The organism is Sphingomonas sp. (assembly GCF_035944535.1).
In the GTDB taxonomy this organism is placed as follows: domain Bacteria; phylum Pseudomonadota; class Alphaproteobacteria; order Sphingomonadales; family Sphingomonadaceae; genus Sphingomonas_B.
In genome coordinates, this window is the sequence record NZ_DASZBC010000007.1 from 114,929 (window position 1) to 126,172 (window position 11,244).

The following is an 11,244-nucleotide window of genomic DNA, read 5'->3' on the forward strand; positions in this document are numbered from 1 at the left end:
CGGGAAGCGTCGGAAGCCTTATGCTGAACCAAGTTCAGCATGACGCTTATATCAAGCCGAGCTCCTTCAGCTCCGCTTGCAACGTCGGCGCATCCCGGAACAGATGCCCTCGCATACCGACCGCCTTTGCGCCGGCGACATTCTCCGCCCGGTCGTCGATGAAGATCAGTTGCCCGGCAGGAAGGCCGAAGCGGCGAAGCGCCAGTTCGTAGATTTCGCGATGCGGCTTCATCAGCTGCTCGGTGCCCGACACGACGATGTCGCGGAACCGGTCGAACACCGGCTGGGTGTCGCGGAAGGGACCCCAGAACTCGCCGCTGAAGTTGGTGATCGCGAACAACGGCACGCCCTTGGCGTCCAGCTCCTCGACCAGGTCGATCATACCCTCGACTGGAGGTCCCAGGCTTTCGTTGAAGCGCGGTCCCCAGAGCTCGATCAGCTCGCGATGCTGGGGGTGCTTGGCGACGAGCTCGGCGCTGGTCTCGGAGAATGGCCGGCCGGCATCATGCTGGAAGTGCCACTCGTGCGTGACCACCTCGCGCAGAAACGCATCGAGCGCCCGATCGTCGTCGATCAGGCGCTCGTAGAGGAACCGCGGGTCCCAGGTGAAGAGGACGTTGCCGACGTCGAAAACGACGCCGCGCACCTCTTCCACAGCTTAGCCCTGGCGGGCCTTGAAGCGGCGGTTGGTTTTATTGATCACATAGATGCGGCCGCGGCGACGGATCACGCGGTTGTCGCGGTGGCGGTCCTTCAAGGACTTGAGAGAGTTGACGATCTTCATTGTTGTTGCTCGAATCTGGGCTGGAAATCGGACGCGCCCGCCTAGTCGAGAGGGTCTTCCTCGTCAACCATGCAGCTAATTACGGACACGAATCGTTATGTAGGTGTCTGAAAGGGATGAACAAGATGAATGCACGCCGCTTCGCCCCGCTGCTCCTGCCGCTCGCCGCGCTCGCCGCGTGCACCACGCCAATGTCGCCGGTGGACGTGACGCGCTTTCACTTGGGGCAAGTCAATGAGCGGGGCACGGTCGCCATCGAGCCCGCCCCCGGCGGCGCGAGCGGCATGGAGTTCGGCATGTATGCCAGCGCCGTAGCAAACCAGCTGCGCCGCTTGGGCTATGCCGATGTCGCGGGCGTGGGGCAGGGGCTCTATGTCGCGGTCGTCGATGTGCGCAGCGGCACCCGTGAGCGGGCCGGCGGCGGTTCGCCGGTGTCAATCGGCATCGGCGGCGGGACGGGCGGCTGGAGCAGCGGCGTCGGCGGCGGCATCAGCTTCGGCCTGGGCGGCAATCGCGGCGGTCTCGTCGTCGGCACCCAGCTTTCCGTGCAGCTGAAGCGCCGGTCCGACCAGACGGTGGTCTGGGAAGGGCGTGCGCGGGGCGAGGCGTCGGAGCGCGAATCTGGGCAGCTGGCAGAACGTCTTGCTGCTGCGTTGTTCAGGGACTTTCCGGGAGAGTCGGGCCGCACTATCAGCGTGCGATGACCTTCAGTATCAGCAGCGCGTTCGACAGCGGCAATATCCGTGTCCTGAGCATCGACGGGGTTGAGGCCGATCTCGAAATCGAGACCGACCATGGCTCCGATTTCTACCAATGGTTTCACTTTCGCGTCGGCAACGCCGCCGGGCGCGAGCTGACGCTGCGGATCACGAACACAGCCGGTTCGGCCTATCCGTTCGGCTGGCCGGGCTATCGCGCGCGCATTTCCGAAGACCGAATTCATTGGCGCCAGGCCGATACCAACTACAATGACAAGCAGCTGACGATCACCGTTAGGCCCGAAACCAATTCGCTGTGGGTCGCCTATTTCGCCCCTTACTCGATGGAGCGTCACTTCGACCTGGTCGCCCGCATGGCGGCCAAGCCCGGGGTCACTCAGCGCGAGCTGACCAAGACGCTCGATGGCCGACCGCTCGACTGCCTGACGCTCGGCACCGGGCCGAAGCAGGTCTGGCTCTATGCGCGCCAGCATCCGGGCGAGAGCATGGCCGAATGGTGGATGGAAGGCGCGCTTGAGAAGCTGACCGACAGCGAGGATGAGACGGCGCGCCAGCTGCTCGCCGCCGCTACTTTCAACATCGTGCCGAACATGAACCCGGACGGCAGCTTCCGCGGCCATCTGCGCACCAATGCCGCCGGCGTAAATCTCAACCGCGAATGGCATGCGCCGACGGCCGATCGCAGCCCCGAAGTGCTGGCCGTCCGCAATGCGATGGATGCGACCGGCGTTGATTTCGCGATGGACGTGCATGGCGACGAAGCCATTCCCGCCAACTTCCTTGCCGGGTTCGAAGGCATTCCGTCCTATTCGGAAGCCAAGGGCGCGCTGTTCGCCCGCTTTCGTGACACGCTGGCAGAGCGCTCGCCAGATTTTCAGGTGCAAAAGGGCTATGAGATCGCCGCGCCGGGCAAGGCGAACATGTCCATGTCCACGACTCAGCTGGCGGAGCGCTACGGCGCGGTGTCGATGACGCTCGAGATGCCGTTCAAGGATCATGACGACAATCCCGACCCGGAGTTCGGCTGGTCGCCCGACCGCTGCAAGCGACTGGCGCATGACTGCCTCGACAATCTCGCGGCGATGATCGGAGACCTTTAACCGTCATCCCGAACTTGTTTCGGGATAAGCTGCCTGGCGGCTCCTTTGCAGCAACTTCGCGCCCAGATCGGCGAAGCTCCACCCTTATCTCGAACCAAGTTCGGGATGACGAAAGGAAAGTAGATGCCCACGCTCGTCCTGATCCGTCACGGCCAGTCGTCCTGGAATCTCGAGAACCGTTTCACCGGCTGGTGGGACGTCGACCTGACGGAGCAGGGCGTGCGGGAGGCACGTGAGGCCGGCGAGCTGATGAAGGCGCGCGGGCTGGACTTCGACCTCTGCTTCACCAGCTTCCAGACCCGGGCGATCAAGACTTTGCACCTGGCGCTCGAGCCCATGGGACGGCTGTGGCTGCCGGAGGAGAAGGACTGGCGGCTGAACGAACGGCATTATGGCGGGCTGACCGGCCTCAACAAGGCAGAGACGGCAGCCAAGCATGGCGACGAGCAGGTCAAGCTGTGGCGCCGCAGCTTCGATGTGCCCCCACCGCTGCCGGAGGAGGGCAGCCCCTGGGACCTCGCCAAGGACGAACGCTACAAGGGCGTGCCGATCCCGCAGACGGAGAGCCTGAAGGATACGATCGCGCGCGTGCTGCCTTATTGGGAGAGCCGCATCGCGCCCGAGCTGAAGGCCGGCAAGCGCGTGCTGATCTCCGCGCACGGCAACTCGCTGCGCGCTCTCGTCAAACACCTGTCCGGCATTTCGGATGCCGAAATCACGGGTCTGGAAATTCCGACGGGCCAGCCGATCGTCTATCAGCTGGACGGGGCGCTGAACGCGACCGACCGCTATTATCTGAGCGAACGCGCGGCTTAGCCGTCGCTCTTCTCTCGTCATCCCCGCGAAAGCGGGGATCCAGTTTTTCTTTGTGCGACTCCTGGGTTCCCGCTTTCGCGGGAATGACGGTTGAGTATTGACTTAGGCGGGCACGAAACGCTCCGCAACTTCCCGCGGCACGCGCACGATCCGCCCCGCCGCCTTATCGACGATAGCCCAGGTGGTTTTCGCACGAACCCGGACCCGGCCGTCCGGTCCGGCGAACTCGACATGCCGATCGAAGCGGGCGCCCCGCGGCGCTTCGCCGACCCAGGTGCGGGCAGTCACCGTCTCGCCCGGGCCGACATTGCCGAGATAATCGACCTCGTGCCGGACCACGACCCAGATAAAGGCCTCGACATGCGCCGGCTCGGCCGCCGACATCCAGTGGGCGGTCGCGACATCCTGCAGCCACCGCACCCACACCGCATTGTTGACGTGCCCGAGCTCGTCGAAATCAGTGGGCTGGGGTGTGATTTGGAGCTCGAACATTCAGATCCTCCCCGGGAGGTGAACCATGCGAAACATGGTGGAGGGGAGCCAGGGCGAGATGCCAGCTGACGGCCCCCTCCACCACGCCGCTGCGCGACGCGGTCCCCCTCCCCGTCCGGGGGAGGATCTCACTTCGCTAACCCCAGCTGCCAGAGGATGAAGGCGAACTCCTCCGCCGTCTCGCGCAGGCTTTCGAACCGGCCGGACTTGCCGCCATGGCCTGCGCCCATGTTCGTCTTCATGAGCAGAATGTTGTCATCGGTCTTGGTCGCGCGGAGTTTCGCGACCCATTTCGCGGGCTCCCAGTAGGTCACGCGCGGGTCGTTGAGGCCCGCGGTGACGAGGAGGGGCGGATAGGCCTGGGCCGTAACATTGTCGTAGGGCGAGTAGCTGCGGATCAGCTCGAACGCTTCGCGGTCCTCGACCGGATTGCCCCATTCGGGCCATTCGCCCGGCGTGAGCGGTAAGGTCGGGTCGAGCATGGTGTTCAGCACGTCGACGAACGGCACATGCGCCGCAACCGCACCCCAAAGTTCGGCCGCTTCGTTGATTACCGCGCCCATCAGCTCGCCGCCCGCCGAGCCTCCCGCGATCGCAATCCGCCCCGCCCGGGTCCAGCCATGCTCAACCAGCCCGCGCGCGACGTCGATAAAGTCGTGAAAGGTGTTGGTGCGCTTGTCGAGCTTGCCGTCGAGATACCATTGCTGGCCCAGATCGTCGCCGCCGCGGATATGCGCGATGGCGAACGCCATGCCCCGGTCGAGCAGGCTTAGCCGCGAGGTGGAAAAGCCGGGTTCGATGGCGAGACCATAAGCGCCATAGCCGTAGAGGTAGAGAGGACCCGGCCGCTCGAAGCCGCGCTTGTAGACGATCGAGACAGGCACTTTGGTGCCGTCGCGAACCGCAATCTCCAGCCGCTCGGTTGCGTAGAGCGACGGATCATAGCCGGAGGGAATCTCCTGGACCTTGAGAATCGTGCGCTCGCCGCTGGCGAGATCGAGGTCGAGCACCGTCCCGGGCGTCACCATCGACTCATAGGACAGGCGCAGCTTCGCGACCTCATATTCGGGATTGTCGTCGAGTCCGGCCGAATAGCTCGCCTCGGGGAAGTCGATCTGCTTGCCTGGGCCGCCGGCATAATCGTGCAGGTAGATGCGATCGAGGCCATGCTCCCGCCCCTCGACGACGAAGAAATCGGCGAATGTGGTGACGTCGATCAGGTAGAAATCGGTCGAGGGCGCGATGCGCTCGGTCCATTCGCCTGGGCGTTCGACGAACGCGGTGACCAGGCGGAAATTGGTGTGGGTGTCATTGGTGCGGATGAAGAGCGTGCCGTCATGCTCTTCCACTTCATATTCGCGGCCGGGCCGGCGGGGCGACACCATGATTGGCTCGGTCCGAGGATTGTCGAAGGGCAGCAGCCGTACTTCGCTAGTGACATGGTCGCCGGTGTGGATCGTGATCCATTTGCGCGACTGGGTCAGGCCTAGCCCGACCTGGAAGCCTTCGTCCGCCTCGCGGTAGAGCTCGACATCCTCGGTGACCGGCGCGCCAAGGCGGTGGAGCTTGGCGACGTCAATGCGCCAGTGCTCGTTGACTAAGCCGTAGAGCAAGGACTGCCCGTCGCCGGCAAAGAGGAAGCCGCCCAGCGTGCCTTCGATCACGTCGGGCAGCAGCTCGCCCGTCTCCAGATCCTTGATGCGGATGGTGAAACGTTCGGAACCATTGTCGTCGACCGCAAAGGCGAGCAGCCGGTCGTCCGGGCTCACATCCATGCCGCCGAGCCGGAAATATTCCTTGCCCTCGGCCAGCGCCGGCTCGTCGAGGATCAGCTGCGCCTCGCCACCGACTGCAGGCGAGCGCCACCATTTGCGATATTGCGCGCCCTCGTCGAACGCGCGCCAGTAGAGCCAGTCGCCATCCTTCTGCGGCACCGAGGCGTCCGCTTCCTTGATCCGTCCCCGCATCTCCTTGAACAGGGTCTCGACCAGCGGCTGATGCGGCGCCATCGCTGCTTCGAAATAGGCGTTTTCGGCGTTCAGATAGGCGAGCACGTCCGGGTCGGTGACCTCGGGGTACTTTGAATCGCGCAGCCAGGCATAGGGGTCCTCGATCGTGACGCCATGATGCGTGAAGCTATGCGGGCGGCGCTCGGCGATCGGCGCGGCGGGAAGACTGTTCATCGGCTGCCGGTTAGCGGCTGTGCCGGGCGAGGCAAGTCGCCCTTCACATCCTCTTCGTCAGCGGCAAGGATGGCGACATGTGCAATGAAATCCGCCGCCGCATCGCGCTCGGCCAGGTTCGGGACGATTTCAGCCAGATCCGCATTCCGCTGAACTTCCCGGAAGGCTTGCCGAACCTGGCTCCGCTCGACAGCATTCGCATCACCGATCCCGCCGCAATCGTGAAGCAGGGTGTCGAGCCTAAGCTGGTGATGCGCCGCTGGAGCTGGCCCGGGCCGAACGGCAAGCCGGTCTACAACTTCCGCTCGGAAGGGCGGCGCTTTGCTACCGGGCGCTGCCTGATCGTCGCCGACGGCTTCTATGAGTTCACCACACCCGCGGACCCGAAGGCAAAGCGCAAGCACAAATGGCTGTTCACCAAGGCTGGAGAAGAATGGTTCGGCATCGCCGGATTGGTGCGGCCCTGGGGCGAGAGCGAGGCGTTCACGATGCTGACGACTGAGCCCGGCCCGGACGTCGCGCCCTATCACAGCCGCCAGATCGCAATCATCGAGCGCGCTGAGTGGAGCCGCTGGCTGTCGCCTGAGCCCGGTGCCGAGGAACTGCTGCGGCCGCTCCCCGCCGGCAGCCTCACCGTCGAACAGCTTTGCTGACAGGGTAAGCGCCGCGTTTACCAGACCTTCACGAGCATACGTCTAATCATTGCGCATGGAGAACGGTCAGCTCGGCAGTATCGACGACGGCATCGGCCCGATCGTCCGGGAAAAAAGGTTCGCGGTGTTCCTTCGCGGCGTCATCGGACGGGCCGGCTCACGTAACCGGATGCCGCTCACCGTCCGCAACATATCCGCGCACGGGCTGAAAGGCGAATGCGCCTATCCGCCGCTGCCCGGAGAGTGTGTCGAGATCGACCTGCCCGGCATCGGCGCCATCTTCGGCGCGGTTCGCTGGGGCGATGGTCAAGGCATCGGCGTCGAGTTCGACGGACCGATCGACCCGACGCTCGCCTTTACCCGCAACCGTCCAGGCATCCGCCGTTCCGGTCTACTCGCCGCGCATTGATCCCGGCGAAGCCCTGCCCGGCACAGGGGAGGTGGGGAGGAGCGTCGGACAGGGCTTCATCGCTTGCGGTGGAGCCTTGGCAGCGATCAGGGAAGAAGCGTCCGACGAAGCGCCGCAGCCGACGTTGGATATCCTGGACCAGCGCCGAACGTCGCTACGACAGGGCTGAACGTCAGGCCGAGACTCGGCTCAGCTCTCGTCCGGAGCCGACGATTGCCGCCACGGAATCGCGGTAGCTGCGCCCAACCGGCACTTCCTGGCCGGTCTTCAGGCGCACGGCGAGGGCTCCGGAGGGCTTGCGGATCAGCGCGACCACGGCGTTGCGGCGGCAGATCGCCGAGCGGTGCACGCGCGCGAACTCGGCCGGATCGAGCTGCGCTTCCAATCCGGTGAGCGTCCCGCGCAACAATCCGCTGCCGCTCGACGCATGAAGCCGGACATAATCGCCCTCCGCCTCGATCCAGTCGATCGCGTCCACCGCGACGCGCAGCGTTTCGCGGCCGCGGCTGACCCAGAGCGCTTCTGGAAAGCTGGGCTGGCTTTCCACTGCGGAAGGCGCGGATACCTCGGCTGGTGGCGCCTCATGGGCCTGAGCGGGTGCAAAACTCAGAAAGGCCAGCGAACCGCCCAGGAAATAGCCTGCCCAAATCAAGGCGAAGCGCAGATGCCGGTCCAAGGTGGAAGGTGGCTCACCGAACTCCAGCACGATCAGCTGATCGATGGCCGCGCGGCCAAGGATCATGAACGCGCAGCAGCCCAGACCCACGGCCAACAGGATTGCGATCCGCTCCCTGAGCGACCTCGTCGCCACTTTGTCGGCGAGCAGCGTGAAGCCATAGAAGACCGCCGCGCCCAAGGCGGTCGTCAGCAGCCGCCGAGTTTGCCAGATGGCCGAGGGAAACTGATCCTGCAGCTGGTTCCAAGCAAGGAACAGCAGATAGGTGCCCGCCCAGAACGCGAGGGCGCAACCCATGCGGAGGCGTTCGCGCGCCGGGACGCGCTCGATCAGGAATGCCATGCGCGCCAGATAAGGTCGGAAGGGCGCTCGTGGAAGGAAGCTATTCGCCTTGAACCGGAAAACTTCCATTGGTGCTGGGCGGCATGTCGGCGGGTCCTGCGACCTGCAGCGCCAGCCAGACGATCCCGGCCGCCCAGATCAGCGCTTTCCAGCGGCTTCGGAACAGGCTCGATGGACCGAACATACGCTGTTTTGTCGCACGCCGCGCTTAATCGGTCGTGAAGACCACGAAAAAGATTCTCCTGTGCGGTTGATCACATCCGTGGGTGCCGAATCCGGGCAATGAGCCCGCATGTAAGTTGCGTAGCGTTCGGAGGCTTTGTTGGGGATGATCATGAACGCCGAAGATTTGTCGCGTATGATGCCGTCCAACGCGCTGATATCCTCCTGGGGAGCCGCCGAGCTGCAGGATCTGCTGGAGCGCGCGCAGCTCTGCCCGATGAAGAAGGGCGACGTGCTGCTGCACCAGGGCGATGCCGGCGATTATCTGATCATCCTGCTCGATGGCACCATCCGCGTATCGATGGTCGCTTCGAACGGCCGGGAGATCATTCTCGACTATCTCGAGCCCGGCGCCGTAATCGGCGAGATCGCGCTGCTGGACGGCGGCGAGCGCACCGCGAGCGCCACCGCTCTCGGCGAAGGCAAATATCTGAAGCTGGGCGCCAAGGCGTTCCGCGAAGTGCTGGAGAAACACCCCAGTGTGGCCTGGCGGCTGCTGCGCGAAATGGCGCGCCGGCTTCGCAATGCCAACAACACGATTGAGAGCGACCGCGCTTATGCCTCCGGCCCTCGGCTGGCGCGCACGCTCCAGCGGCTGATGCAAACGGGGGCGCAAGGCGCCGCGCTCAGGCTGGACCTCAGCCAAAGCGAGTTGGGCGCCTTTGCCGGCATCAGCCGCGAAAACATCAACCGGCAGCTCGGCGCCTGGGCCGATGCCGGAATCGTATCTCTGGAGAGCGGGCGTGTTCGCGTGCTCGATCGGGATGTTTTGGAGGAGATCGCGATGGCGGCCGAGTAGCGTATCGGCCGAAGCACGCGGCCCCGGAGCTTTGTCGACCCCGCTCCGGCCCGCCTGTCCATCACCATCTCGCCAAGACAGGGGCGGCCCGACCAGGGGGTGGGCCGCCCCATTTTTGTGCGCTGCTTAAGCGGCGGCGCTGTGCTCGATCGTCTTGGTGTCGTTCGAGGCGGACGGCTGGGCGGTCGCGCCGATCGCGATCTTCTGCGGCTTCATCGCCTCGGGAATCTCGCGGACCAGTTCGATGGTCAGCAGGCCGTCGGCAAGGTTGGCGCTTTCCACCCGCACGAAGTCGGCGAGTTCGAAGCGGCGCTCGAAGCTGCGATTGGCGATGCCCACATGCAGGAAGCTGGAACGATCCTGCTGAACCGTCTCCTTCTTGCCCGTGACCAGCAGCAGGTTCTGCTGCGCGGTGATGTCGATCTCGTCCTTCTTGAAGCCGGCGACGGCGAGAGTGATCCGGTAACGGTCCTCGGCCAGACGCTCGAGATCGAAGGGCGGGTAATTGTCGCCCGAGGCGGCGCTGCGGGCGCTGTTCTCGAGCAGGTCGAACAGCCGGTCGAAACCAACCATGGACCGGCGATATGGGGTCAGGTCAAAGCTACGCATATCGATATCTCCTCATGAGCATATTGACTGCATGACGCCCCCAAGCGGGCGGCGCCGAATGCGCCAGGCCCCGGAACCGGCGGCCTGACGTTACGGAATCTAGGTAAGCAGTTTCGGCCTTCAAGAGGTCCGCCATGCTCTTCCGGCGCTGCTCTTTATCGCCTAAGTCCGCCCCTTCATGTTCGACATCGCCCCCACCGAGTTGCTGCTTTGCGCGGTCGTCGCCTTGGTCGTGATTGGGCCCAAGGACCTGCCCAAGGCGATGCGAGTGATGGGGCATTGGATCGGCCGCGCACGAGGCGTCGCCCGCCATTTCCGCTCCGGCATCGACGCCATGATCCGGGAATCGGAACTGGCTGAGATGGAAAAGAAATGGGCCGAGGAGAATGCCCGCATCATGCGCGAGCATCCAATCGCGACAGACACGCCGCAGATGCTGCCGCTGGAACCGCCGCCGCCACCGGCTCCGCCGCCCGCCAGCGAAGGTGAGCGGTGAAGGATATTGACGACACACGCGCGCCGTTGCTCGATCACCTGATCGAGCTGCGCCGCCGCCTGCTGATCTCACTGATGTGGCTGGCGCTCGCCTTCGGCGTCTGCCTCTATTTCGCGCGCCCGATCTTCGCCTTCCTGGTCCAGCCGCTGCTGCGCGCCGGGCAGAACCGGATCATCTACACCGATGTGTTCGAGGCCTTCTTCGTCGATGTGAAGGTGGCGTTTTTCGCGGCGATCATGGCGGCTTTTCCAGTGCTCGCCAGCCAGCTCTGGAAGTTTGTGGCACCGGGCCTCTATCGCAACGAGAAGCAGGCGCTGCTGCCTTTTCTGCTGATGACGCCTTTGTTGTTCGGGCTGGGCGCGGCGCTTGCTTATTATGTGGCGATGCCGATCGCGCTGACCTTCCTGCTCGGCTTCGAAGGCGATGTCGGGGGCGTGCAGCAGGAAGCGCTGCCCGGTGTCGGGAATTATCTGAGCTTTGTCACCAAGTTCATGTTCGGCTTCGGCGTCGCGTTTTTGACGCCGGTGCTGCTGATGCTGCTGGAACGGGCCGGAATCGTCACCCGGGCCCAGCTGATCAGCGGCCGGCGCTATGCGATCGTGATCGCCTTCGTGATCGCCGCGGTGCTTACGCCGCCGGACATCATCTCGCAGCTACTGCTCGCTATCCCGCTGGTGCTGCTCTACGAACTCGCGCTGATCGCCATCTGGTTCACTGAACGCAGGCGGAAGAAGGAGGCCTCCCCGGTCGATGCCGGGAAGGCCTGACCCTTACTTGTTGATCTCTTCCTTCACTTCCTGACTGGCCGAGGAAAGATCCTTGCCGGCGCCGTCGACGGTGTTGCACCCGGCGAGAAAGAGCGTGCCGGCCACGAACACCAGCGCCACGGATTTGCGAAGCATAGTCTGTCTCCTGTTGGACGCGACCCAAAGCGCGCGCCGATC

General features: G+C 64.4%; 16 protein-coding genes. 8 read left to right on the plus strand and 8 right to left on the minus strand.

Going from position 1 to position 11,244, the window contains the following annotated elements:
* Nucleotides 1–46 precede the first annotated feature (46 nt).
* Both VGT77_RS07470 and ykgO read right to left on the minus strand, forming a co-directional pair.
* Nucleotides 47–655, minus strand: coding sequence for an HAD family phosphatase (locus tag VGT77_RS07470; RefSeq protein ID WP_327461127.1), 609 nt, complete (start codon nucleotides 653–655; stop codon nucleotides 47–49).
* 3 nt (nucleotides 656–658) lie between these two features.
* Nucleotides 659–784, minus strand: a complete 126-nt coding sequence (gene ykgO / locus VGT77_RS07475; RefSeq protein ID WP_055755695.1) for a type B 50S ribosomal protein L36 — start codon at nucleotides 782–784, stop codon at nucleotides 659–661.
* Nucleotides 785–900: 116 nt separating this feature from the next.
* On the opposite strand from ykgO, the gene VGT77_RS07480 reads away from it, so the two are divergent.
* The 3 genes from VGT77_RS07480 (at nucleotide 901) to gpmA (ending at nucleotide 3,419) form a co-directional block, all read left to right on the plus strand.
* Complete coding sequence (locus VGT77_RS07480; protein WP_327461129.1) at nucleotides 901–1,488, plus strand: DUF4136 domain-containing protein; 588 nt, start codon at nucleotides 901–903, stop codon at nucleotides 1,486–1,488.
* Nucleotides 1,485–2,603 (plus strand): M14 family metallopeptidase, encoded by a 1,119-nt coding sequence (locus tag VGT77_RS07485; RefSeq protein WP_327461131.1) that lies wholly within the window; start codon nucleotides 1,485–1,487, stop codon nucleotides 2,601–2,603. The genes VGT77_RS07480 and VGT77_RS07485 overlap by 4 nt, the downstream gene beginning before the upstream one ends.
* 123 nt (nucleotides 2,604–2,726) lie before the next feature.
* On the plus strand, nucleotides 2,727–3,419 hold the full coding sequence (gene gpmA, locus VGT77_RS07490; protein WP_327461133.1) for a 2,3-diphosphoglycerate-dependent phosphoglycerate mutase: 693 nt from the start codon (nucleotides 2,727–2,729) through the stop codon (nucleotides 3,417–3,419).
* 102 nt (nucleotides 3,420–3,521) lie between these two features.
* On the opposite strand, the gene VGT77_RS07495 is transcribed toward gpmA, so the two are convergent.
* A complete protein-coding gene (locus tag VGT77_RS07495) occupies nucleotides 3,522–3,911 on the minus strand; it encodes an acyl-CoA thioesterase (protein WP_327461135.1) in 390 nt (129 codons plus the stop codon).
* A gap of 128 nt (nucleotides 3,912–4,039) precedes the next feature.
* Nucleotides 4,040–6,094, minus strand: coding sequence for a S9 family peptidase (locus VGT77_RS07500; protein WP_327461137.1), 2,055 nt, complete (start codon nucleotides 6,092–6,094; stop codon nucleotides 4,040–4,042).
* A gap of 77 nt (nucleotides 6,095–6,171) precedes the next feature.
* On the opposite strand from VGT77_RS07500, the gene VGT77_RS07505 reads away from it, so the two are divergent.
* Together VGT77_RS07505 and VGT77_RS07510 are read left to right on the plus strand one after the other, a co-directional pair.
* On the plus strand, nucleotides 6,172–6,747 hold the full coding sequence (locus VGT77_RS07505; protein ID WP_327461139.1) for an SOS response-associated peptidase: 576 nt from the start codon (nucleotides 6,172–6,174) through the stop codon (nucleotides 6,745–6,747).
* A gap of 55 nt (nucleotides 6,748–6,802) precedes the next feature.
* Complete coding sequence (locus tag VGT77_RS07510) at nucleotides 6,803–7,156, plus strand: hypothetical protein (RefSeq protein ID WP_327461141.1); 354 nt, start codon at nucleotides 6,803–6,805, stop codon at nucleotides 7,154–7,156.
* Nucleotides 7,157–7,328: 172 nt separating this feature from the next.
* Here the strand turns inward: VGT77_RS07510 and VGT77_RS07515 are convergent, their stop codons facing one another.
* Together VGT77_RS07515 and VGT77_RS07520 are read right to left on the minus strand one after the other, a co-directional pair.
* Complete coding sequence (locus VGT77_RS07515; protein ID WP_327461143.1) at nucleotides 7,329–8,174, minus strand: LytTR family DNA-binding domain-containing protein; 846 nt, start codon at nucleotides 8,172–8,174, stop codon at nucleotides 7,329–7,331.
* Nucleotides 8,175–8,214: 40 nt separating this feature from the next.
* A complete protein-coding gene (locus tag VGT77_RS07520; RefSeq protein ID WP_327461145.1) occupies nucleotides 8,215–8,358 on the minus strand; it encodes a hypothetical protein in 144 nt (47 codons plus the stop codon).
* Nucleotides 8,359–8,508: 150 nt separating this feature from the next.
* Here VGT77_RS07520 and VGT77_RS07525 point away from each other — a divergent pair, with 150 nt between their 5' ends.
* Nucleotides 8,509–9,195, plus strand: coding sequence for a Crp/Fnr family transcriptional regulator (locus tag VGT77_RS07525; protein WP_327461147.1), 687 nt, complete (start codon nucleotides 8,509–8,511; stop codon nucleotides 9,193–9,195).
* A gap of 126 nt (nucleotides 9,196–9,321) precedes the next feature.
* Here the strand turns inward: VGT77_RS07525 and VGT77_RS07530 are convergent, their stop codons facing one another.
* Nucleotides 9,322–9,804, minus strand: coding sequence for an Hsp20 family protein (locus VGT77_RS07530; RefSeq protein ID WP_327461149.1), 483 nt, complete (start codon nucleotides 9,802–9,804; stop codon nucleotides 9,322–9,324).
* 178 nt (nucleotides 9,805–9,982) lie between these two features.
* Here VGT77_RS07530 and tatB point away from each other — a divergent pair, with 178 nt between their 5' ends.
* Both tatB and tatC read left to right on the plus strand, forming a co-directional pair.
* A complete protein-coding gene (gene tatB, locus VGT77_RS07535) occupies nucleotides 9,983–10,300 on the plus strand; it encodes a Sec-independent protein translocase protein TatB (RefSeq protein WP_414713367.1) in 318 nt (105 codons plus the stop codon).
* The gene (gene tatC, locus VGT77_RS07540) at nucleotides 10,297–11,067 is read left to right on the plus strand and encodes a twin-arginine translocase subunit TatC (RefSeq protein WP_327461151.1); all 771 of its coding nucleotides are present in this window, start codon (nucleotides 10,297–10,299) and stop codon (nucleotides 11,065–11,067) included. The genes tatB and tatC overlap by 4 nt, the downstream gene beginning before the upstream one ends.
* Before the next feature lie 3 nt (nucleotides 11,068–11,070).
* On the opposite strand, the gene VGT77_RS07545 is transcribed toward tatC, so the two are convergent.
* Nucleotides 11,071–11,202 (minus strand): entericidin EcnA/B family protein, encoded by a 132-nt coding sequence (locus tag VGT77_RS07545; protein ID WP_327461153.1) that lies wholly within the window; start codon nucleotides 11,200–11,202, stop codon nucleotides 11,071–11,073.
* Between the last annotated feature and the right edge of the window lie 42 nt (nucleotides 11,203–11,244).